Source organism: Pseudomonas sp. CG7 (assembly GCF_023701885.1).
Classification (GTDB): domain Bacteria; phylum Pseudomonadota; class Gammaproteobacteria; order Pseudomonadales; family Pseudomonadaceae; genus Aquipseudomonas; species Aquipseudomonas zanjanensis.
In genome coordinates this window covers 26,868-48,853 of sequence record NZ_JABAEE010000045.1, presented here as the reverse complement: position 1 = coordinate 48,853, position 21,986 = coordinate 26,868, and the positions used below count along the sequence as shown (strand labels likewise).

Sequence of the window (21,986 nt, the reverse complement as noted above, 5' to 3'; positions counted from 1 at the left end):
GGTCAGCCCGAACGATGCCCCCGGTGATTGCCCCACCCTCCATCCCTGCCTAGTCTTTCACCATCACCCTCTCGGAGATCGCCCATGCAAGGTCCACTGGCATCGCTCAAGGTTCTGGACTTCTCGACGCTGTTGCCCGGCCCGTTCGCCTCGCTGTTGTTGGCGGACTTGGGGGCCGAGGTGTTGCGCGTCGAGTCGCCGACCCGCCAAGACCTGCTGCGGGTGCTGCCGCCCCATGACCAAGGCGTATCGGCCAGCCATGCCTACCTCAACCGCAACAAGCGCAGCCTGGCCCTGGACCTCAAGCAGCCGGAAGCGTTGGAGGTGGTCACGCAGTTGCTGGGGGACTACGCCATCCTGCTGGAACAGTTTCGCCCCGGCGTGATGGAGCGGCTGGGCCTGGGCTACGAGACCTTGAAGGCCATTAATCCGCGGCTGATCTACGTGTCGATCACCGGCTACGGCCAGACCGGCCCCTATAAGGACCGTGCCGGTCACGACATCAACTACCTGGCCCTGGCGGGGCTGGCCAGCCACACCGGCCGTGCCGGCAGCGGGCCGTTGCCGCTGGGGATCCAGGCGGCGGACATCGCCGGTGGTTCATTGCACGGCGTGATCGGGCTGCTAGCGGCAGTCATCGCCCGTCAGCAGACCGGGCAGGGCCAGCACCTGGACGTGAGCATGACCGACTGCGTGTTCAGCCTCAACGCCATGGCCGGCGCCGGTTACCTGGCCTGTGGCGTGGAACCGGGTTGGGAGAACCAGATGCTCAACGGCGGCAGCTTCTATGATTATTACCGCACCCGTGATGGTCGCTGGATGTCGGTGGGCAGCCTGGAGCCGGCCTTTATGCAGGCGTTGTGCGAGGCTTTGGGGCGGCCGGAATTGGCGGCCACGGGGTTGTCGCCCAAGCCTGAACAGCAACACATCCTCAAGCAGGCGTTGCAGGCCGAGTTCGAGAAACGCGATTTCGCCGAGCTGTGCAGTTTGTTTGCCGGGATCGATGCGTGTGTCGAGCCGGTGTTGAGCCTGGAAGAAGCCGTGCGGCATCCGCAGCTACAGGCTCGGGAACTGGTGACACAGGTGCCCCGTGGGGAGGGTTCAAGTCAGGCGCAGATGGCCTGTCCATTGAAGTTTTCCCAAGGGCTGCCCGAGCCTCGGCATATAGGGGCGAGGCTGGGGGCGCATACGGATCAGGTGTTGGGGGCGTTGGGGTTCAGTGTTGAGCGGATCGACCCGGTGCTTACGCGCGGGGGGGGTTTGTAGCGCCTCTCCGGCCCCCTTCGCGAGCAAGCTCGCTCCCACATTGGATCTTCGGCGATCACAAAACCCCTGTGGGAGCGAGCTTGCTCGCGAAGGGGCCAGTCCAAGCACTACAAAAAATCGCTATTCGACTCGAGTCTCCCCACTGAACACCAAGGTACCGCGACAGCTGCGGCACAAATACCGCCGCCCCTGGCGCACCAGGCTGTGGCGCTGGGCCGTGAACGGAAAGTCGCTGCCGTCGCAAGGGCATTTATAGATATAGCGGGTCACGCTGCGGCGTTTGATTTCGTAGGTGTGGCAACGGTTGGGCGGCAGTTCGTACACCCCGCGCATGATCAGCTGCCATTCCTCGCCATGGGCTTGGATACGGTCGCCAAACAGTTGGTGGGCGATCAGGTGCGCGACTTCGTGGGCGACGGTCTGCTTGAGGAAGTCCTCGGCATTTTCCCGGTACAACTGAGGATTGAAGCGCAGCAGATTTTCATGCAGGTGCGCGACACCGGCCTTCTGGCCGCGCAATTTGAAGCTGACCACCGGGCGTTTGAAAGGACGTTTGAAAAAGGCTTCGGCTTGTTGGTAACACTCTTCGACGCGGGTATTGAGTTGCTCGAGCATGCTTTACGGGTCTCCAGAAGCCCGAGTATGCCGCAAGCGCCGGCCGTTGCGAATCGTCCAGGTGCCCAATGGTCGTTTCGCACACAGGAAGGCCGCCTTGCGGCGGCCTGTGTCGGCAGATCCTGCTTTTTTATGGGAGGGCGCTACGTCAGTTGGTATAGACCGGGCCGACGCCCAGCCCCCAGACGATCACTGTGAACGCCATGATGGCCACCAGCACCACCAGGCCGACGGCGAGCACCGAGCTGGAAAACAGAAAACCTTCGTCCTGGGGAATGTTCATGAACGTCGGCAAGCCGACGTACAACAGGTAGACCGTGTAGCAGATTGCTGCCGTGCCAACGATCATCCCCAGCCACATGTGCGGGTAGAGCGCCGCGAGGCCGCCGATGAACAAAGGGGTCGCGGTGTAGGTGGCGAACGCAACGCAACGGGCCAGGCTCGGATTGGCGTCATAGGTGCGCGCCATCCAGTGGATGAAGGCCCCCATGACCGCCACGCCGCCCAACATGGCCAGGTACGACATGATGGTCATCCACAGCGCGCTTTCCTGCGTGAGCATGACCGGTGGACGATTGCCGATGACCCATCCCACCTGCGTGGTGCCAATGAACGCCGAAACCGCGGGAATGGCCGCCAGGATCAGCGTGTGGGTGAGGTACATGTGGCTGATGCTTTCCTCCTGATCGCCACGGATTTCTTTCCATTCTTGATCAGGGTGGGTAAAGAGCCCCACGACATGATGGATCATAGTCAGTCACTCCTTTGTTATTGCCATCGCCCCCCAACGGAGCGCCTACGGGCCAAGTGGCCGGGTAAGTGAAGGTCTGTAAGTGTGTGCGACCTTATGCCGCAGTATAGAAAGGAGTTACCCCGAGGGGGATGGGGGGCTTAGAGCAAATCGCGCTGTAGCGGGACCGGTTAATCGCGGCTTGATCTGTATGCACAATTTCGCTGGCGAACAGATTCCCCTGTGGCGAGGGAGCTTGCTCCCGCTGGGTTGCGAAGCGACCCTCTGGGGCCGTCCTGGTGACGTCTGCTTCGCAGCCGAGCGGGAGCAAGCTCCCTCGCCACAAGGGCCGTGCCACAGCGGGGATTTTTTGCGTAAAATGCCGGCCTTTCGTCACACCTCACGGATTTCGCGTCATGGGCACTCTTACGGTCAACCAGAACAAACTGCAAAAGCGCCTGCGCCGCCTGGCCGGTGAGGCGGTCGCCGATTTCAACATGATCGAGGACGGCGACAAGGTCATGGTCTGCCTGTCCGGCGGCAAGGACAGCTACACCTTGCTCGACGTGCTGATGCATTTGCAGAAGGTGGCGCCGATCAAGTTCGACATCGTCGCGGTGAACATGGATCAGAAGCAGCCCGGGTTCCCCGAGCACGTGTTGCCGGCCTACCTTGAGTCGCTGGGCGTGGAATACCACATCGTCGAGAAAGACACCTATTCGGTGGTCAAGGAACTGATTCCCGAAGGCAAGACCACCTGTTCGCTGTGCTCACGCCTGCGCCGCGGCACGCTCTACACCTTCGCCGACGAGATCGGTGCGACCAAGATGGCGCTGGGGCACCACCGCGACGACATCGTCGAGACGTTCTTCCTGAACATGTTCTACAACGGCTCGCTCAAGGCCATGCCGCCCAAGCTGCGTGCCGATGACGGGCGCAACGTGGTCATTCGCCCGCTGGCCTATTGCAACGAGAAAGACATCCAGGCCTATTCGGATTTCAAGCAGTTCCCGATCATCCCCTGCAACCTGTGCGGCTCCCAGGAAAACCTGCAACGCCAGGTGGTCAAGGAAATGCTCCAGGAATGGGAACGCAAGACCCCGGGCCGCACCGAGAGCATTTTCCGCGGCTTGCAGAACGTCATTCCGTCGCAACTGGCGGACCGCAACCTGTTCGATTTCACCAACCTGCGCATCGACGAAAACGCCACGCCGCGGTTCGTCAATGTGGTGAACCTCTGACGGTCGCAGCGACGTCTATTCACGGCGCTTGCGAGCGCCGTTTTCATTTTTTAACCCAGGAGAGGGCATGCGCGATTACAAGTGGCTGCACGAGTACTGGCTGAACCGCTTCGGTTCGGCGGCTGAACTGGAAGCCCACCTGCCTGTTCCCAAGCCCCCGGCGCAACTGCGCAAGATCAGCGACGACCGCTACCTCTCGACCATGGCGCTGCGAGTGTTCCGCGCCGGGCTCAAGCACAGCCTGGTGGACGCCAAGTGGCCGGCCTTCGAAGAAGTGTTCTTCAAGTTCGACCCGGAAAAAGTCGTGCTGATGAGCGCCGAACACCTGGAGCGGCTGATGCAGGACGCGCGGATCATCCGCCACCTGGGCAAGCTCAAGAGCGTACCGCGCAACGCGCAGTTGATCTTGGACGTGGCCCATGAAAAGGGCAGCTTCGGCGCGCTGGTCGCCGACTGGCCGGTGACCGATATCGTTGGCCTGTGGACCTACCTGAAGAAGCACGGCCATCAATTGGGCGGCCTGTCGGCGCCGCGCTTCTTGCGGATGATGGGCAAGGACACCTTCGTGCCCAGTTATGACGTGGTGGCGGCGCTCAACGCCCAGGACATCATCGAAAAAGTCCCCACCAGCCTGCGGGACCTGGCGACGGTGCAGAATGCCTTCAACCAGTGGCATGAAGAAAGCGGTGGGCGGCCGATGTCGCAGATATCGATGATGCTGGCTTACACAGTGAATCATTGAGACCGCGTCGCGCCAATCGCGAGCAAGCTCGCTCCCACAGGGGATTTTCAGCGTTCAAAAATCCAGTGTGGGAGCGAGCTTGCTTGCGATGGCGGCCTATCAGGCAACGGAGGGTTCGCCTTCGCCAGCCAACCGCCGATTCAACTGAAACCGCCAGCGCACATACAGCAAGGCCGAGCAGAACACGGCCACGCTCGCCGCCATTTCCAGCACGCCGAACAGCTGCCGGTTCGGGTCATAGGCCGCCAATGCGCCCTTGATGAAATACAGGTTCACCACGAAGCACATCCACGAATGTCCACGGGCACTGCCGCTGAGCATGCCGGGTGCAAGTATCAGCAGCGGCACCAGTTCGATCAGCAGAATCACCCAGGGCCGGGCGCCGTGCAGGTCGGCGATCAGCAGGTAATACGCGCTGAGCAACCCCACCAGGCCGAAGAAGCACAGCAGGCTGAGGACGCGGGCCAGGCGTACGCGCGGTTCCAGCCATTGGATCGCAGGCAATATCTTCGGCTTCTTAGCCACGGCCGTTCTCCAGCAACAGGGCGGTTTTCGCCAGGCGCGAACCCAAGGCGCGGCAGAGGGCGACTTCATGCTCGTTCAAGCCACTTTTCCCGTCGGCCCCGGCGTGATGGCTCGGGCCGTAGGGCGTACCACCGCCCTGGGTGTCGATCAGGGCCGACTCGCTGTAGGGCAGGCCGGTGATCAGCATGCCGTGGTGCAGCAGTGGCAACATCATCGACAGCAGGGTGGTTTCCTGGCCGCCATGCAGGCTTGCCGTGGAGGTGAAAACCCCGGCCGGCTTGCCCACCAGCGCGCCGGTCAGCCACAGGTTGCTGGTGCCGTCGAGAAAGTACTTGAGCGGCGCGGCCATGTTGCCGAACCGGGTCGGGCTGCCCAGGGCCAGGCCGGCGCAGTTCTTCAGGTCATCGAGGCTGGCGTAGAGCGGGCCTTGCTCCGGAATGTCCGGGGACACCGCTTCGCACTCGGTGGAAATCGCCGGCACCGTACGCAGCCTGGCCTCCAGCCCGGCCTGCTCGACACCACGGGCGATCTGCCGGGCCATTTCGTTGGTGGAGCCGCTGCGGCTGTAATACAACACCAGGATATACGGCGTGGTCACGGCAGGATCTCCAGGATCTTTTCCGGCGGACGGCCGATCACGGCCTTATCACCGGCTTCCAGGATCGGCCGTTCCATGAGTTTCGGGTGGGCGGCGATGGCGGCGATCAACTGGTCCTGGCTCAGGCTTTCGTCGGCCAGGTTCAAGTCCTTGTATTCGTCCTCGCCGGTGCGCAGCAACTGCCGGGCGCTGATGCCGAGCTTGGCCAGCAGGCGTTCCAGTTGCGCGGCGTCGAGCGGAGTTTCCAGGTAGCGGACCACGGTCGGGTTCAGGCCGCGGGCCTGCAACAGTTCCAGCGCACCGCGGGATTTCGAGCAGCGCGGGTTGTGATAAAGCGTCTGATCGGTCATGAGCGGGTCGCATCTTGCGTAAGGTGGCGGCTATTCTACTGTGCCGCGAAGTCCCTAGCACCTTAGAGAGGCGAAGGGTCGCAGCAGCGTTCACATTCAAACAAGGATTGGCAGATGACAAGGCGATTGACGGCGGCACTGACATTCATGGGCATCCTGTTGCTCGCCGGTTGCGGAAACGACTACGGGGTGGACCAGAACGGCCAGGCTATCGCCTCCCAGCGGCTGGACAAACAATGGCTGGTGCTCAACTACTGGGCGGAGTGGTGCGCGCCGTGCCGCACCGAGATCCCTGAGTTCAATGCCCTCGCCGAACAGCTCAAGGGGCGCAACATCGGTGTGTTCGGGGTCAACTTCGACCAGGTGCAGGGCGAAGAACTCAAGAGTGCCAGCGACAAGATGGGGATTCGCTTCACGGTGCTGGCGCGAGACCCGGCCGAGATCTTCGACCTGCCTCGCAGCGAAGGGTTGCCGGTGACCTACATCATCGACAACCAGGGCAAGGTGCGCGAACAGTTGCTGGGAGAGCAGACGGCGGCGGGGGTGATGGCCAAGCTTGAGGCGTTGCAGGCACTCAAGTGATCCCCAACTGACATAGGGCGTTTGGTTATATAGGTTCTTTGTGACAGGGAGCTTTTGTGGCGAGGGAGCTTGCTCCCGCTGGGCCGCGAAGCGGCCCCAGATGTACCTGTCACGTTGATGTGTCAGACAGAATGGAGGGGGCCGCTGCGCAGCCCAGCGGGAGCAAGCTCCCTCGCCACAGGGTCAACCATGTCCCTGCGCAGGCTCAGGCCTCAGCCTTCCTCCAGCCACCACCGCAACGGCTTGCCCTGGGCCGGCCAGAAGCGCATTTGCTCGATGGGCGAGACGTCCCAGCGTTCGACCTTTTCCAAGGCCTGCAAGAAGCGCGTCTCCTGCTCCATCACCGCCGGGGCGCAGAGTTTGCGGGTGCTGCCGATCTTGCCGAAGCTCAAGCGGTGGCCTTCCAGGGTGTAGGGCGCGAACCAGTGGTTGCAGCCGCCGTTGCCGTAGGCGCGGCCGTCATCCCCAAGGGTGATGGTCAGGTGGCTGTAGTCCATCAATGGCCGCTCGCCGATCCACTCCAGGATGTAGCTGCGGTTAGGCTGCAACTGCACAGGTTCAGCGGCACACCCCATCAGGCTCATGCCGATCGACGCGGAGAGGGCCAAACGTTTCATCAGGCGGCTTCCTGGCATTTCGGGCACAGGTGTTTTTCACCCACGGTGGTCCAGCCCAGCTCGGCGATTCGTGCGGTGGCGGCCGGCTTCTCGGCCTTGACGCCAAGCTTGGCATCGACGGCGAATTCGAAGCTCAATTCTTTGGCGCAGCTATCGCAGTTGACCTGCCAGGTATGGATCGCCAGTTCGCCGAACACCGGGCCGGTGGTCATGGCGGTCCATTGGCCCATGGGCTTGAGCAGGTGCCGCACGGTGTCCACGGTCAGCCGCATGGACAAGTCCTTGCTGCCCTTGAGCGTGACGAGCAACACATCGTTGGCCTGGATCGAACCGCCATTGCCGGTGACCTGGTAGCGGCCCGGCGCCAGGGCGCGGACTTCGGTCAAGGTATGCTGCGGGTTCATCAGGGTGTAGCGGAAATCGTGTTCGGCCATGGGTCCTCCAAATAGGCGCGACATGCTAGCACGGGGCATGGGTTGGGATGGTCTCGATGGCGGCATCGGGAGATCGGGCCGACGAAACTCCATCCCCTGTGGGAGCGAGCTTGCTCGCGATAGCGGTGGGCCAGTCAACATGAATACTGACTGATCCGCCGCCATCGCGAGCAAGCTCGCTCCCACAGGGGGTGTGTTGGCTCGGGTTAGCTGTCTACCAGGTTTTGTGGCGTGCCAGCCGCCCAGGCGGCGATGTTGTCCAGGGTGGTCATGGCAATGGCGGCCAACGCCTCATGGGTCAGGAACGCCTGGTGGGCGGTGACGATCACGTTGGGAAAAGTCAGCAGCCGTGCCAGCACGTCATCCTGCAAAGGCAGGTCTGAGCGGTCCTTGAAAAACAACTGGGCCTCCTCCTCGTACACATCCAGGCCCAGGTAGCCCAACTGGCCGCTTTTCAAGGCCGCGATCAGGGCCGGTGTGTCCACCAGGCCGCCGCGCCCGGTGTTGATCAGCATGGCGCCGCGTTGCATCGCGGCCAGCGTTCGGGCGTTGATCAGGTGTCGGCTCTGTTCGTTCAGTGGGCAGTGCAGGCTGATGATCTGTGCTTGCGCCAGCAATTCGTCCAAGGGCAAATAGCGGGCGCCCAAGGCTTCGACCTGCGGGTTGGGGTAGGGGTCGTAGGCCAGCAACTGGCAGCCGAAACCGGCCATGATCCGTGCGAACGTAGCGCCAATCTGCCCAGTGCCGATCACCCCGACGGTCTTGCCCACCAGGTCGAAGCCGGTCAGCCCATGGAGACTGAAATTGCCGTCCCGGGTGCGGTTGTAGGCGCGGTGCAGGCAACGATTGAGGGCCATGATCAACGCCACGGCATGTTCGGCCACGGCGTGAGGCGAATAGGCCGGGACCCGGACGATGCTCAAGCCCAGGCGCTTGGCGGCGAGCAGGTCGACGTGGTTGTAGCCGGCCGAGCGCAGGGCGATCAGTCGCGTGCCGCCTGCGGCCAGCCGCTCCAGCACCGGGGCGCTGAGGTCATCGTTGATGAAGGCGCACACCACGTCATGCCGTTCGGCCAGGGCCACGGTATCCAGGTTCAGGCGGGCGGGCTGGAACTGCAACTGAAGGCCGGCGGGTGTCGAGGCCTGGGTGAAACTGTCGCGGTCGTAGGTCTGGCTGCTGAAAAAAATCACGCGCATGGCGGCCTCCTGGCAGAAAAAACAAGCCCGTAGGAGCTGTCGAGTGCAACGAGGCTGCGATCTTTGCGCTGACCATTGAATTGCAAGTGAAAGATCAAAAGATCGCAGCCTCGCTTCGCTCGGCAGCTCCTACAGTCCGGGGTAGGAGCATGGATTTTCAGCGATTCCGGTTCCAAGGATATTGCCCTGGATCAGGCACTGATACGCGCCTCGCTGGCCAGGCGATTGATGGCCCGCTCCAACTCTTCCAAGGCGACGGCGGCCTTGGGGTCCTGTTGCTTGAGCAGGGTTTCGCTGCGCTGGCAGGCCGCACGCAATTGCGGCACGCCGCAGTAGCGGGTGGCGCCGTGCAGGCGGTGGACCCGTTCGATCAAGGCGTTGTGATCGTTGGCCTCGCTGGCCTGGCGGATGGCTTCGCGGTCGGCTTCCAGGGACGCCAGCAGCATCGCCAGCATGTCCGCCGCCAGGTCGGCCTTGCCGGCGGCCAGGCGCAAGCCTTCTTCATGATCGAGCACCAGCAGCTCGCTGGCACCCTGGGCATCGTTGCTGCGCTCCGGCGACTGGTTGCGCAGGGCCAGGCCGGTCCACTTGAGCACCACCTGGGCCAGTTGCCGTTCGCTGATGGGTTTGGTCAGGTAGTCGTCCATACCGCTTTGCAGCAGGGCGCGCTTTTCGTTGGCCATGGCATGGGCGGTGAGGGCGACGATCGGCAGCGGCGTGCAGTGCCGCTCGCTTTCCCACTGGCGGATCGCCTCGGTGCTCTGGCGACCGTCCATGCCCGGCATCTGCACGTCCATCAACACTAGGTCGAAAGTTTCCTTCTGCACGGCCTTGACCGCCGCGTAGCCGCTTTCCACCGCCAGCACCTTGGCGCCCATGTCTTCGAGCAGGGTCTGCACCAGCAACAGGTTGGCCGGGTTGTCGTCCACGCACAGCACTTTCGGGGCGCGGCTGGAAACCGGCTCGCTGGGTTCGCTGCGGGTCGGGCGCGGGTTGACGAGGTCGGACAGCGAACGACGCAACTTGCGGGTGCAGGCCGGCTTGGCCTGCAACTGACTGTGAGGGTTGGGCACCGAGAGGTGGTACAGGGTCTGTTCGGTGGTGGGGCACAGCACGAGCACTTTGCAGCCCAGGTGCTCAAGGTCCCAGATGTGCTGGTTGAGGCGCTCCGGCGGCATGTCGTTGCTGGTGATGCCCAGCACGGCCAGATCGATCGCCTGGTCGGTCTGGTGGGCGACGGTGATGCCGTTGGTCAGGCTCTCCAGGGTGTTGAACGGCGTCACTTGCAGGCCGCAGTCTTCGAGCTGGTGCTGCAGGGCCTGGCGGGCCAGTTCATGATTCTCCAACACCGCCACGCGCCGGCCCAGCAATGGCGGGCCCGGCAGGTCCTCGGCATCGTCACGGGTCTTGGGCAGGCGCAGGCTGATCCAGAACTCCGAACCTTCGCCCGGTGTGCTGTCAACGCCGATCTCGCCACCCATTTGTTCCACCAGGCGCTTGGAAATCACCAGCCCCAGCCCGGTGCCACCCGGTTGCCGCGACAGTGAGTTGTCTGCCTGGCTGAACGCTTGGAACAGTGCCCGCACGTCCTGGCTGGACAGGCCGATGCCGGTGTCCTGGATGCTGATGCGCAACTGCACGCTGTCTTCGTGCTCGTCCTCGAGCATGGCCCGGGCGACGATGGTGCCCTCGCGGGTGAACTTGATGGCGTTGCTCACCAGGTTGGTGAGGATCTGCTTGAGGCGCAGCGGATCGCCCACCAACGACAGTGGCGTGTCCCGGTAGACCAGGCTCACCAGTTCCAACTGCTTGGCGTGAGCTGCGGGGGCGAGGATGGTCAGGGTGTCCTGCAGCAGGTCCCGCAGGTTGAACGGAATGTTGTCGAGCACCAGCTTGCCGGCCTCGATCTTCGAGAAGTCGAGGATCTCGTTGATGATCCCCAGCAGGCTGTCGGCGGATTTCTCGATGGTGCCCAGGTAGTCGAGCTGGCGCGGGGTCAGTTCGCTTTTCTGCAACAGGTGGGTAAAACCAAGGATGCCGTTGAGCGGTGTGCGGATTTCATGGCTCATGTTCGCCAGGAACTCGGATTTGATCCGGCTCGCTTCCAGCGCTTCCTTACGGGCCAGGTCCAGCTCGATGTTTTGGATCTCGATGGTTTCCAGGTTCTGGCGCACGTCTTCGGTGGCCTGGTCGATGCTGTGCTGCAATTCTTCCTGGGCGTTCTGCAAGGTGCTGGCCATGCGGTTGATGCCCGAGGCCAACTCATCCAGCTCCTGGCTGCCCAGTGGTGGCAGGCGCGTTTCCAGGTGGCCGTCCTTGAGTTGCGCCACGGCTTGCTTGATCTGGCTCAGCGGACGGTTGATCGTGCGGCCCATGCGCAAGGCCAGCAGCGCGGTCAGGCACAGGCCGGCGCCGATCAGCAACAGGCTGGCGAACAGGCTGCGATAACCGCGCAGCAACATGCCGCTGTGGGACAACTCCAGCTCGACCCAGCCCAGCAGGCGGTCGGCCTCTTCGGGGATCAGCTCGCCCGCCAGGTTGCGGTGCTTGCCGAATACCGGCAGCAGGTAGCGCGTGGCGTCATTGCCGGTGCGTTGCAGCAACTGCGCACCGTTGCCCTCCGGCGCCCGGTTGAGCATGGTCGGGCCGGCATGGGCCAGCGGCGCGCGGTCAGGGGCGAGGAAGGTCACGGCGCGCACGTCCGCCTGCTCGAGGGACTGGGTGGCGACGCGCTCCAGCAGATCGATGTCCTGGCGGCTCATGGCCGGAGCGACCAGCGGGGCCAACTGTTCGGCGATCATCTCGCCCCGTTGCAGCAACTGGGCATGCAGGTCCGCTTGCTGCATCCAAGTGAAATAGCCGCCCAGGACCAGCGCCATCAGGCTGGTCGGCAACAGGGTCAGCAACAGCACACGGCCTTTGATTCCCAGTTTCTTGAGCACACTTGTCTCCTGCATCCAGCGGTCTGATTGAACTGTGCGCGCATCCGGCGCGCACCACCTGCGCAGTGTAGCGATTTGCGGGCGGGTGATCTTTGGAAAATTCGTGTCCGCTGTGCATCGCCAGGCTCAACCCTGGAAACCCGTTTGATTCTGTTCTACCTCCCGACGCCTGTCTCCTGCCCGCTCACCCTCCCCAGTCACCAGCCACACTTCACTGACACTCAGCAACCGTGCCAATGGCTCCACCCGCTGTCGAGGTATACCCCGCGTGCTCCAGTTCGTCAGGCATTGCGGGCTGATACCGAGCACCTTGGCAAACCCTGAGGGAGAGATGCCGTACTCTTCCAATAGGTTGCGCAAGCGTTGCCCGCAAGCGCGCCGGGTGCTGGGTTGTGGATCCTTTTGTTTCGCGTCGACCATCGTTATTGCTCACATCTACTAATACGTTTAGCGGTACAACTTAGAGAACACGGAGCAAAGCCAGATACTCCTGACTGCTTGGTCATCAATACAAAAGGAAAGAGCCCACAAACAGGCAGGAGGAGTGCTTACAGACGATGCTTACAACAGAATGCATCGGCGATTTGAGCGCTAGGGTCTGTAGGAAAAGGACTGCGTGGTGTACCGAATCGACTCCACGAGCCTGAGCATTCCGCGCGCGCGAGGATCCGGTGGCGAGTGATCAAGCTCCCCCGCAAAGCAGCACACGCCTCGCTTATTCCCATAAGCCATAACCCCCTTACTTTGCGTGATATGGCCTTGCCGGGTTTGCCGGTATGATAGGCGCCCCCGCAGCCCGGATTGCGAATACGCCATGACTTTGCAGTACCCCACCATCGCCGATTGCGTCGGCAACACTCCGCTGGTCCGCTTGCAGCGCTTGCCCGGCGAGACCACCAATACGCTTTTGCTCAAGCTCGAAGGGAACAACCCGGCGGGCTCGGTCAAGGACCGGCCGGCGTTGTCGATGATCACCCGTGGTGAATTGCGCGGGCAGATCCGGCCTGGCGATACGCTGATCGAGGCGACTTCCGGCAATACCGGGATTGCCTTGGCGATGGCGGCGGCGATCAAGGGTTACAAGATGATCCTGATCATGCCCGATAACTCCAGCGCCGAGCGCAAGGCGGCGATGACGGCCTATGGCGCCGAGTTGATCCTGGTGACTCAGGAGGAGGGCATGGAAGGCGCCCGGGACCTGGCCGAGCGCATGCAGGCCGAGGGGCGTGGCAAGGTGTTGGATCAGTTCGCCAACGGCGACAATCCCGAGGCCCACTACACCACCACTGGCCCTGAGATCTGGCGCCAGACCGACGGCACGATCACCCATTTCGTCAGCTCGATGGGCACCACCGGCACCATCATGGGCACCTCGCGCTACCTGAAAGAACAGAATCCGAACGTGCAGATCATCGGCCTGCAGCCGATGGAAGGCTCGGCCATACCGGGCATTCGTCGCTGGCCCGAAGAGTATCTGCCGAAGATCTACCAGGCCGACCGCGTGGACCGCATCATCGACATGGCCCAGAGCGAAGCCGAGGATGTGACCCGTCGCCTGGCGCGTGAAGAAGGCATCTTCTGCGGCGTGTCTTCGGGCGGTGCCGTGGCGGGGATGCTGCGCCTGTCCAAGGAAGTGGAGCATGCGGTGATCGTCGCGATTATCTGTGACCGTGGCGACCGTTACCTGTCGACCGGCATTTTCGACGCGCCCAACTGATGGCCAAGCAAGAGAGAGGCCTGCGCTTCCAGCCCAGCGGCGGAAGCCGGGCCCCGCAAGTGCCCACCGGTAAAAAGCAGCGCTTGACCATTGAGCGCCTGGCCAACGATGGCCGGGGCATTGCGTTTGTCGACGGGCGGACCTGGTTCGTCATCGGTGCCCTGGCCGGTGAAGAGGTCGAGGCGCGGGTGCTCGGTGCCCATGGCAAAGTGGTCGAGGCGCGCACCGAGCGTGTGTTCCTGCCCAGTGAACTGCGCCGCCCAGCGCCGTGTGTCCATGCCGGTCGTTGCGGCGGATGCAGCGTCCAGCATTTGCCCCATGACGAACAACTCGCCCTGAAACAGCGCATGCTCGCCGAGCAGTTGTCGCGCGTGGCTGGGGTTGAGCCGCAAGAATGGGCCGCGCCGTTGAGCGGGCCTGAATTCGGTTACCGACGTCGCGCCCGGGCGGCGGTGCGTTGGGACCAGAAAGCGAAAAAGCTCGAAGTGGGGTTCCGCGCCGTCGCAAGCCAGGACATTGTCGCCATCGGTGATTGCCCGGTGCTGGTACAGCCCTTGCAGCCGATCATGAGCCGCCTGCCGGAGATGCTGCGACGCTTGAGCAAACCCCAGGCGCTGGGGCATGTGGAATTGTTCGCCGGTTCGTCCCTCGCGGTATTGCTGCGCCATATGGCGCCGCTGTCGGAGGCCGACCTGACGATCCTCAAGGATTTCTGCGCGTTTCATGAGGCCCAGTTGTGGCTGCACGGTGAAGGTGAGCCGCAACCGGTCGAACCCGGACAGGCGCTGGGGTTTCGCCTGGATGCCTGGGACCTTGAGCTGGCGTACCGGCCCGGGGATTTCATCCAGGTGAACGCCGGCGTCAACGAGGCGATGATCGCCCAAGCGTTGCAATGGTTGGCGCCCCGCCCCGAGGAGCGGGTGCTGGATCTGTTCTGCGGCTTGGGCAACTTTGCCTTGCCGCTGGCCAAGAACGTGCGCCAGGTGGTGGCTGTCGAAGGCGTGCAAACCATGGTGGACCGCGCGGCGGCCAATGCCGTCAGCAACAATTTGAATAACACTGCCTTTTTTCAGGCCGATTTATCCCAGCCTCTGGCGGATGCCGAATGGATCGGCGAAGGCTTTTCTGCGGTACTCTTGGACCCACCCCGTGACGGTGCTTTCGAGGTGGTGCGCAAGCTGTCGTCCCTGGGGGCCAAACGGTTGGTTTATGTATCGTGCAACCCGGCAACTTTGGCCCGGGATACGGTCGAACTGATCAAGCAGGGCTACCGGTTAAAACGTGCCGGGATTCTCGATATGTTTCCTCAAACGGCGCATGTCGAGGCCATGGCGTTATTTGAAGCGAGCCAGGATGGCTTGTCCGACTGACCCGTTCGTGCCAACCCGCCACAGCCCTGGGCGGAAACACGGACAGCGAAGGTCAGCGAAGTTGACGCATTGAATCTGCGTCGTAGGGAAGGTAAGTAAAGATGGTACAGGTGAGAGCACACCAGCCGATCAACACCGACGGCAGTATCAATCTCGAGGCTTGGCTCGATCATGCGGTCAGCGTCGACATGGCACTGGATCGCGAAGCCTTGAAGGCCGCCTGCGAGTTTGCGCGCGAGGCGGAACAGCAACACAACGCGGCGAAGAACCTCTGGTCCGAAGGCACCTCGAGTTTCCAGACGGGCCTGGAGATCGCCGAAATTCTCGCTGACCTCAAGCTCGACCAGGACTCCCTGGTAGCGGCGGTGCTGTACCGCGGCGTGCGCGAAGGGCAGATCCAGCTACCGGTGGTCAGCCAGCGCTTCGGCACCGTGGTGGCCAAGTTGATCGACGGCGTGCTGCGCATGGCGGCCATCAGTGCCAGCCTCAGCCCGCGCCAGTCCATGGTGCTGGGCACCCAGGGCCAGGTGGAAAACCTGCGCAAGATGCTGGTGGCGATGGTCGACGACGTGCGCGTCGCGCTGATCAAGCTGGCCGAACGCACCTGTGCGATCCGCGCGGTGAAGTCCGCCGATGACGAAAAGCGCAATCGCGTCGCCCGGGAGGGGTTCGACATCTATGCGCCCCTGGCCCACCGTCTCGGCATCGGTCACATCAAGTGGGAGCTGGAGGACCTGTCCTTCCGCTACCTGGAACCCGATCAATACAAACAGATCGCCAAGCTGTTGCATGAGCGGCGGCTGGATCGCGAGCGCTTCATCACCGACGTGATGACCCAGTTGCGCGAAGAATTGCAGGCCACCGGCGTCGAAGCCGACATCAGTGGCCGGGCCAAGCACATTTACTCGATCTGGCGAAAAATGCAGCGCAAGGGCCTGGAATTCAGCCAGATCTATGACGTTCGCGCCGTTCGCGTACTGGTCCCGGAAATGCGCGACTGCTACACCGCGCTGGGGATCGTCCACACCTTGTGGCGGCACATTCCGAAGGAGTTCGACGACTACATCGCCAACCCCAAGGAAAACGGCTATCGCTCGCTGCACACCGCGGTGATCGGTCCCGAGGGCAAGGTCCTGGAAGTGCAGATCCGCACCCACGCCATGCACGAGGAAGCCGAGCTGGGCGTCTGCGCCCACTGGAAATACAAGGGCACCGACGTCAAGTCCGGGTCCTCCCACTACGAAGAGAAAATCTCCTGGCTGCGCCAGGTGCTCGAATGGCATGAGGAACTGGGCGACATCGGTGGCCTGGCTGAACAGCTGCGCGTCGACATCGAGCCGGACCGGGTCTACATCTTCACCCCCGACGGCCACGCCATCGACCTGCCCACGGGCGCGACACCGCTGGACTTCGCCTACCGCGTCCACACCGAGATCGGCCACAACTGCCGTGGCGCCAAGATCAACGGGCGGATCGTGCCGCTCAACTACAGTCTGCAGACCGGTGAACAGGTCGAGATCAGCACCAGCAAGCACGGTACGCCGAGCCGCGACTGGCTGAACCCGAACCTGGGGTACATCACTACATCCCGGGCGCGGGCGAAAATCGTCCACTGGTTCAAATTGCAGGCCCGCGACCAGAACGTCGCCGCCGGCAAGACCCTGCTCGAGCGTGAACTCGGTCGCCTGGGCCTGCCGCAGGTGGATTTCGACAAGCTGGCCGAAAAAGCCAACATGAAGACCGCCGAGGACATGTTTGCCGCGCTGGGTGCTGGCGATCTGCGCCTGGCGCAGTTGGTCAACCTGGCCCAGCAACTGGTGGAGCCGGAGCGGGGCAACGAGCAATTGGAGCTGATCCCGCGCAAGGCCACCGGCTACAAGCCGGGCAAGCGCGGCGATATCCAGATCCAGGGCGTGGGCAACCTGATGACCCAGATGGCCGGTTGCTGCCAGCCATTGCCGGGGGATGCGATTGTCGGCTACATCACCCAGGGGCGCGGCGTGAGCATTCACCGCCAGGACTGCGCTTCGGTGCTGCAACTGGCCGGTCGCGAGCCGGAGCGAATCATCCAGGTCCGCTGGGGCCCGGAGCCGGTGCTCACCTACCCGGTGGACATCGTCATCCGCGCCTACGACCGATCCGGTCTGCTGCGTGACGTGTCCCAGGTGTTGCTGAACGAGCGGATCAACGTGCTGGCGGTGAACACGCGTTCGAACAAGGAAGACAACACCGCGCTGATGTCCCTGACCATCGAGATTCCGGGGCTGGATGCGCTGGGACGGTTGCTGGGGCGGATCTCCCAGTTGCCGAACATCATCGAGACCCGGCGTAACCGGACGCCGGGCTAAAGGTCAGGCACAGTCCAACAATGTGGGAGCAAGCTTGCTCGCGATTGCGGTTTATCAGGCGCATCAAGGTGATCTGACACACTGCAATCGCGAGCAAGCTCGCTCCCACAGGGTTTTTTGTCATGGGATGAATTGATGTACAGCCTCGAAGACCTGCTCCATCTGATGAATCGCCTGCGGGACCCGTAGTACGGCTGCCCGTGGGACATCAAGCAAACCTACGCCACCATCGTCCCCCATACCCTGGAAGAAGCCTACGAAGTGGCCGACGCGATCGAGCGCGGCGATTTCGATCACTTGCAGGGGGAGTTGGGCGACCTGTTGTTCCAGGTGGTGTACTACAGCCAGTTGGCCCGGGAAGAAAACCGCTTCGAATTCGCCGGCGTGGTCGACAGCATCACCCGCAAGTTGATTCGCCGTCATCCCCATGTGTTTCCTACCGGTGACCTGTATGCGCCCGTGGACATCCCGCGCCTGAACGAAGACCAGGTCAAGCAGCGCTGGGAGGAAATCAAGGCAGAGGAACGGGCTGAGAAGGCCACGGCGCCCGAGCAATTGTCGCTGCTCGACGATGTACCGTCGGCGCTGCCGGCGCTGTCCCGTTCGGCGAAGTTGCAAAAGCGTGCCGGCCAGGTCGGTTTCGATTGGCCGGGGCCCTTGCCGGTGCTCGACAAAGTCCGGGAGGAACTGGATGAAGTGCTCGAAGCCATGGCTGACAACGATCCGGTGGCCATCAGCGACGAGATCGGCGATCTGCTGTTCAGCGTGGTGAACCTGGCGCGCCACCTCAAGGTCGACCCGGAAACCGCGCTGCGCGACGCCAACGGGAAATTCGAGCGACGCTTCCGATTTATCGAACAGGCATTGCGCGACACCCATCGCCCAATGGAAGATTGCACCCTCGAAGAGTTGGACGCCTTGTGGGGCGAAGCCAAACGTCAGGAAAAGAATTTGCCCAGCTGTGGCTGAGGCCGTTGCCTAAGTGAGTAAGCACCATGAGCCTTTCCCTTCGCGACCAGTTGCTCAAAGCAGGGCTGGTCAACCAAAAGCAGGCCAAGCAGGTCGGCAAAGAGAAACAGAAGCAGCAACGCCTGGCCCATAAAGGCCAGATCGAACTGGATGATTCCCAGCAGCGCGCAGCGCAGGAAGCCATGGCCGAAAAGGTCAAGCGCGACCAGGAACTCAACCGGCAGCAGCAGGAAAAGGTCGAGCAGAAGGCCCGGGCCGCGCAGATCAAGCAATTGATCGAAGTCTCGCGCCTGCCGAAGCTGACTACCGAGGACTACTACAACTTCGTCGACGACAAGAAGGTCAAGCGCATCTCGGTCAATACGTTGATGCGCAACAAGTTGAGCAGTGGCTCCCTGGCGATCGTCCACCACGCCGGTGGCTACGAAGTGATCCCGCGCGAGGCCGCCCTGAAAATCCAGGAGCGCGACCCCAAGCGCATTGTCCAGCTCAACACCCAGACCGAAGAAGTGGATGCCGATGATCCGTACGCGGCGTATCAGATTCCTGATGATTTGATGTGGTAAGGCTGAACTGATCGCAAGACCTGTGGAAAACCTGTGGGAGCGAGCCTGCTCGCGAAGGCGGTGTATCAGCCAATATTGTTTGACTGATGTACCGCTTTCGCGAGCAGGCTCGCTCCCACATTAGGGAATGTGTTGCTTTTAGGATTGCGCGGTCTCCCGCGAACGCTGCCGCTCCTCGCGCTCCAGCTCAGCCCTGTAGCTATGGGCGTCCGTCTCGGAATGGAACATCCCTACCAGCAAATCCTGTTGATGCACGTCCCAGATCCGGATACCGGCGGCAATGCCTTCGTGGGACATGTGGGCGTCGTCGCGTTCAGTTACTTTCACAGTCATCTTGCAAGCTCCAATCTCTGTTATCTGCAGCAAGGCGTGTGCAGGACTTTGTTATAGGTTTGGATAGCGTGCTAAGTAAATGCCCCGGTTCGTTAAGAAGATTTCATGGGAAGTGCAACAATCCTGCAGGCCTGGCGGTGCGCGGCATTCGGTCGCAGGTGGCGTTCATGAAGAAGGTTTCATGTTGCCAGGCGTGAGCGCAAATAAAACCTGTGGGAGCGAGCTTGCTCGCGATAGCAGTGTGTCAGTTGATAGTGGAGTTGGCTGATCCGGCGCTATCGCGAGCAAGCTCGCTCCCACAGGGTCATTGGGTGGTCATGAAGTCTTGGCAAATAAAAAGCCCCGCATCGGCGGGGCTTGTTGTTATTGTCGTCGATCAGCTGCCCTTCACAGCCTTGCCGTTGACCGTACCGTCCTGGAGCATGATGTTGTACTCCTTGCCGTCGGTCTCGACCTGTTGCAGGCGCACCAGCAGGTAGTCCCAGTCCTTGGCGAACCAGAGCACGGTGATGCGCTTGCTTTGTGTCGGGTCGCGCACGCGCTCGACCTTGATCGCATCGATCTGGCCGGCCTTGGTGTCGACCTTCTCCGAGCCCAGGACGCGGAAGTCATAGGTATCGATCTCGCCATCGTCCACGACCTGGTAGCTCATGCTTTTCTTGCCGGCGGCCACGTCATGCTGCAGGGCCAACTGGTAAGTGGATTTGTCGACCATGCCACGGTTGAGCGGCAGCTTGACTGCGTCACCGCGATCGGTGCCGGTGACCATCTTGGTGTTCCAGTCGAAGTCCAGGTCGGCCTTCTTGGCCTTGCCCAGGCCACCGCGTTCGAAGTGGTAGGACTGTGGCAGCAGGGTGTCCTTGTCCAGGGTCAGGGTACTTTCTTCGGTCAGGCTGGCGATCATCATCGAAGCCTTGAAGCTCAGCTTCCAGGTGCCGTTGGCTTCCTTGGTCAGGCTGCGCTCGGCAGTGCCGCTCATGGGCAGCTGCTTCCAGTCGGCGGTGTAGCTGGCGGAGAACGGTTGAAGGTCTGCGGCCTGTGCCAGGGGCAAGGCAAGCAGAGCGCAAGCGAAGAGCAGGGCGCGACGCATAAAATCTCCTAGTATCGAATCAAATGGCCGCTGGCGGCGAGCAACTGGCCGTCCAGTGAGGCACCGCGATCGTCGAGGGTCAGCCTTCCTTCGGCAAACCAACGCACGGCCATCGGGTAGATCTGGTGCTCGCGGGCGTGAACCCGTTGCGCCAGGCTTTGCGGCGTGTCGTGCAACTCTACCGGTATTACTGCCTGTACGACCAGTGGTCCGCCATCGAGTTCCTCGGTGACGAAGTGCACAGAGCAGCCGTGCTCAGTGTCTCCGGCCTCCAGCGCGCGCTGGTGAGTGTGTAACCCTTTGTATTTGGGCAGCAGCGACGGGTGGATATTGAACAGGCGGCCCTGGTAGTGACGCACGAAGCCAGCGCTGAGGATGCGCATGAAACCAGCGAGTACGACCAGTTGCGGATTGAAGGTGTCGATCTGTTCGATCAGCGCGGCGTCGAAGGCTTCGCGGCCCTCGAACGCCTTGTGATCCAGGACGCGGGTGTCGATGCCTGCGTCCTTGGCACGTTGCAGGCCGTAGGCATCGGCGCGGTTGGAAATCACCGCGCGGATGCGGACCGGGCTGTCGCCGGCCCGCGTGCTGTCGATCAAGGCCTGCAAGTTACTGCCGGTGCCGGACAGCAGCACCACCACGTCACAGGTTGCGGACATCAGTGCGCCTTAAGGTTTTGCAGCTCGACCTGTGCTGCGCCTTCCGCCGCGGTGGCGATCTGGCCGATGACCCAAGGCTGCTCGCCGGCTTCACGCAGGACGTTCAGGGCGGTCTCGACGTGCTCCTGGGCCACGCAGATGACCATGCCCACGCCGCAGTTCAGCACGCGGTGCATTTCGGTTTCATCGACGTTGCCTTTCTCTTGCAGCCAGTCGAACACGGCCGGGCGGGTCCAGCTCGCCACGGCGACCACGGCCTGGGCGCCTTTTGGCAGCACGCGCGGGATGTTGTCCAGCAGGCCACCGCCGGTGATATGGGCCATGGCCTTGACGGCGCCGGTGTCTTTGATCAGCTTGAGCAGCGGCTTGACGTAGATACGGGTCGGGGCCATCAGCAGGTCGGCCAGCGGCTTGCCGTCGAGCTGGGTGTTTTCAATGTCGGCACCCGAGACTTCGATGATCTTGCGGATCAGCGAGTAGCCGTTGGAGTGCGGGCCGGAGGACGGCAGGGCGAGCAAGGCATCGCCGGCGGCGACTTTCGAGCCGTCGATGATCTCGGCTTTCTCCACGACGCCGACGCAGAAGCCGGCCAGGTCGTAGTCTTCGCCTTCGTACATGCCGGGCATTTCAGCGGGTTCGCCGCCGACCAGGGAGCAGCCGGACAGTTCGCAGCCGGCGCCGATGCCGGTCACGACCTGGGCGGCGGTGTCGACGTTCAGTTTGCCGGTGGCGTAGTAGTCAAGGAAGAACAGCGGCTCGGCGCCGCAGACCACCAGGTCGTTCACGCACATGGCCACCAGGTCGATGCCGATGCTGTCGTGCTTGTTCAGGTTCAGAGCCAGGCGCAGCTTGGTGCCGACGCCATCGGTGCCGGAGACCAGGACCGGTTGCTTGTAGCCGGCCGGGATCTCGCAGAGGGCGCCGAAACCGCCCAGGCCGCCCATGACTTCCGGACGCGCAGTGCGCTTGGCGACGCTCTTGATGCGTTCGACCAATGCTTCACCGGCGTCGATGTCTACACCGGCGACCTTGTAGCTCAGGGAGGGTTGCTTGCTCATGATCCAGGCCTTTAGGGGGGATTTCTGGGTAACGACCG

The 21,986-nt window shown here is 62.4% G+C and carries 21 protein-coding genes and 1 pseudogene; 9 read left to right on the top strand and 13 right to left on the bottom strand.

The genetic code is table 11. The features are described 5' to 3' along the window. The first annotated feature begins 84 nt into the window (after window positions 1–84). Window positions 85–1,266 (top strand): CaiB/BaiF CoA transferase family protein, encoded by a 1,182-nt coding sequence (locus tag HGO40_RS18610; RefSeq protein WP_250964200.1) that lies wholly within the window; start codon window positions 85–87, stop codon window positions 1,264–1,266. Window positions 1,267–1,386: 120 nt separating this feature from the next. On the opposite strand, the gene HGO40_RS18605 is transcribed toward HGO40_RS18610, so the two are convergent. Together HGO40_RS18605 and HGO40_RS18600 are read right to left on the bottom strand one after the other, a co-directional pair. Beyond that, a complete protein-coding gene (locus HGO40_RS18605) occupies window positions 1,387–1,881 on the bottom strand; it encodes a SprT family zinc-dependent metalloprotease (protein ID WP_250964199.1) in 495 nt (164 codons plus the stop codon). Between the two features lie 148 nt (window positions 1,882–2,029). Next, the gene (locus HGO40_RS18600) at window positions 2,030–2,632 is read right to left on the bottom strand and encodes a Yip1 family protein (protein WP_039591896.1); all 603 of its coding nucleotides are present in this window, start codon (window positions 2,630–2,632) and stop codon (window positions 2,030–2,032) included. 395 nt (window positions 2,633–3,027) lie between these two features. Here HGO40_RS18600 and ttcA point away from each other — a divergent pair, with 395 nt between their 5' ends. Further along, window positions 3,028–3,852, top strand: coding sequence for a tRNA 2-thiocytidine(32) synthetase TtcA (gene ttcA, locus HGO40_RS18595; RefSeq protein WP_003178962.1), 825 nt, complete (start codon window positions 3,028–3,030; stop codon window positions 3,850–3,852). A gap of 67 nt (window positions 3,853–3,919) precedes the next feature. After that, entirely contained in the window at window positions 3,920–4,594 is a 675-nt protein-coding gene (locus HGO40_RS18590; RefSeq protein WP_250964198.1) for a DNA-3-methyladenine glycosylase I, read from the top strand. 99 nt (window positions 4,595–4,693) lie between these two features. Here the strand turns inward: HGO40_RS18590 and HGO40_RS18585 are convergent, their stop codons facing one another. From HGO40_RS18585 to arsC, 3 genes are read right to left on the bottom strand one after another with little or no spacing between them, the layout of a single operon-like run. Beyond that, window positions 4,694–5,119, bottom strand: coding sequence for a DUF2069 domain-containing protein (locus HGO40_RS18585; protein ID WP_250964197.1), 426 nt, complete (start codon window positions 5,117–5,119; stop codon window positions 4,694–4,696). Next, on the bottom strand, window positions 5,112–5,717 hold the full coding sequence (gene wrbA / locus HGO40_RS18580; protein WP_207965678.1) for an NAD(P)H:quinone oxidoreductase: 606 nt from the start codon (window positions 5,715–5,717) through the stop codon (window positions 5,112–5,114). The genes HGO40_RS18585 and wrbA overlap by 8 nt, the downstream gene beginning before the upstream one ends. Then, window positions 5,714–6,067 (bottom strand): arsenate reductase (glutaredoxin), encoded by a 354-nt coding sequence (gene arsC, locus HGO40_RS18575; RefSeq protein WP_250964196.1) that lies wholly within the window; start codon window positions 6,065–6,067, stop codon window positions 5,714–5,716. Before arsC ends, wrbA begins: the two co-directional genes overlap by 4 nt. 114 nt (window positions 6,068–6,181) lie before the next feature. On the opposite strand from arsC, the gene HGO40_RS18570 reads away from it, so the two are divergent. Further along, entirely contained in the window at window positions 6,182–6,649 is a 468-nt protein-coding gene (locus HGO40_RS18570) for a TlpA family protein disulfide reductase (protein WP_250964195.1), read from the top strand. 212 nt (window positions 6,650–6,861) lie between these two features. Here HGO40_RS18570 and HGO40_RS18565 read toward each other — a convergent pair whose 3' ends face one another. The 4 genes from HGO40_RS18565 to HGO40_RS18550 all read right to left on the bottom strand — a co-directional run bounded on the left by HGO40_RS18565 (window position 6,862) and on the right by HGO40_RS18550 (window position 11,838). Next, entirely contained in the window at window positions 6,862–7,266 is a 405-nt protein-coding gene (locus HGO40_RS18565) for an META domain-containing protein (RefSeq protein WP_186707027.1), read from the bottom strand. Then, window positions 7,266–7,700, bottom strand: a complete 435-nt coding sequence (locus HGO40_RS18560) for a hypothetical protein (RefSeq protein WP_003204688.1) — start codon at window positions 7,698–7,700, stop codon at window positions 7,266–7,268. Before HGO40_RS18560 ends, HGO40_RS18565 begins: the two co-directional genes overlap by 1 nt. Before the next feature lie 206 nt (window positions 7,701–7,906). Further along, entirely contained in the window at window positions 7,907–8,896 is a 990-nt protein-coding gene (locus HGO40_RS18555) for a 2-hydroxyacid dehydrogenase (protein WP_250964194.1), read from the bottom strand. A gap of 191 nt (window positions 8,897–9,087) precedes the next feature. Next, window positions 9,088–11,838, bottom strand: a complete 2,751-nt coding sequence (locus HGO40_RS18550) for a response regulator (RefSeq protein WP_250964193.1) — start codon at window positions 11,836–11,838, stop codon at window positions 9,088–9,090. Window positions 11,839–12,652: 814 nt separating this feature from the next. Here HGO40_RS18550 and cysM point away from each other — a divergent pair. From cysM to HGO40_RS18525, 5 genes and pseudogenes are all read left to right on the top strand, one after another. Continuing rightward, the gene (gene cysM / locus HGO40_RS18545) at window positions 12,653–13,555 is read left to right on the top strand and encodes a cysteine synthase CysM (protein ID WP_250964192.1); all 903 of its coding nucleotides are present in this window, start codon (window positions 12,653–12,655) and stop codon (window positions 13,553–13,555) included. Next, window positions 13,555–14,925 (top strand): 23S rRNA (uracil(1939)-C(5))-methyltransferase RlmD, encoded by a 1,371-nt coding sequence (rlmD, locus tag HGO40_RS18540; RefSeq protein ID WP_250964191.1) that lies wholly within the window; start codon window positions 13,555–13,557, stop codon window positions 14,923–14,925. Before cysM ends, rlmD begins: the two co-directional genes overlap by 1 nt. A gap of 101 nt (window positions 14,926–15,026) precedes the next feature. Then, a complete protein-coding gene (relA, locus tag HGO40_RS18535) occupies window positions 15,027–17,273 on the top strand; it encodes a GTP diphosphokinase (RefSeq protein WP_250964190.1) in 2,247 nt (748 codons plus the stop codon). A 135-nt stretch (window positions 17,274–17,408) separates the two neighbouring features. Next, window positions 17,409–18,242 (top strand): annotated as a pseudogene (gene mazG, locus HGO40_RS18530) (nucleoside triphosphate pyrophosphohydrolase). A gap of 26 nt (window positions 18,243–18,268) precedes the next feature. Then, window positions 18,269–18,808 (top strand): DUF2058 domain-containing protein, encoded by a 540-nt coding sequence (locus HGO40_RS18525; RefSeq protein WP_053124301.1) that lies wholly within the window; start codon window positions 18,269–18,271, stop codon window positions 18,806–18,808. A gap of 138 nt (window positions 18,809–18,946) precedes the next feature. Here the strand turns inward: HGO40_RS18525 and HGO40_RS18520 are convergent, their stop codons facing one another. From HGO40_RS18520 to purM, 4 genes are all read right to left on the bottom strand, one after another. Further along, the gene (locus HGO40_RS18520) at window positions 18,947–19,141 is read right to left on the bottom strand and encodes a hypothetical protein (protein ID WP_186707017.1); all 195 of its coding nucleotides are present in this window, start codon (window positions 19,139–19,141) and stop codon (window positions 18,947–18,949) included. A gap of 376 nt (window positions 19,142–19,517) precedes the next feature. Beyond that, complete coding sequence (locus HGO40_RS18515) at window positions 19,518–20,231, bottom strand: DUF3108 domain-containing protein (RefSeq protein WP_186707016.1); 714 nt, start codon at window positions 20,229–20,231, stop codon at window positions 19,518–19,520. An 8-nt stretch (window positions 20,232–20,239) separates the two neighbouring features. Beyond that, entirely contained in the window at window positions 20,240–20,890 is a 651-nt protein-coding gene (purN, locus tag HGO40_RS18510) for a phosphoribosylglycinamide formyltransferase (RefSeq protein ID WP_186707015.1), read from the bottom strand. After that, complete coding sequence (gene purM, locus HGO40_RS18505; RefSeq protein WP_250964189.1) at window positions 20,890–21,948, bottom strand: phosphoribosylformylglycinamidine cyclo-ligase; 1,059 nt, start codon at window positions 21,946–21,948, stop codon at window positions 20,890–20,892. The genes purN and purM overlap by 1 nt, the downstream gene beginning before the upstream one ends. Window positions 21,949–21,986: the final 38 nt, after the last annotated feature.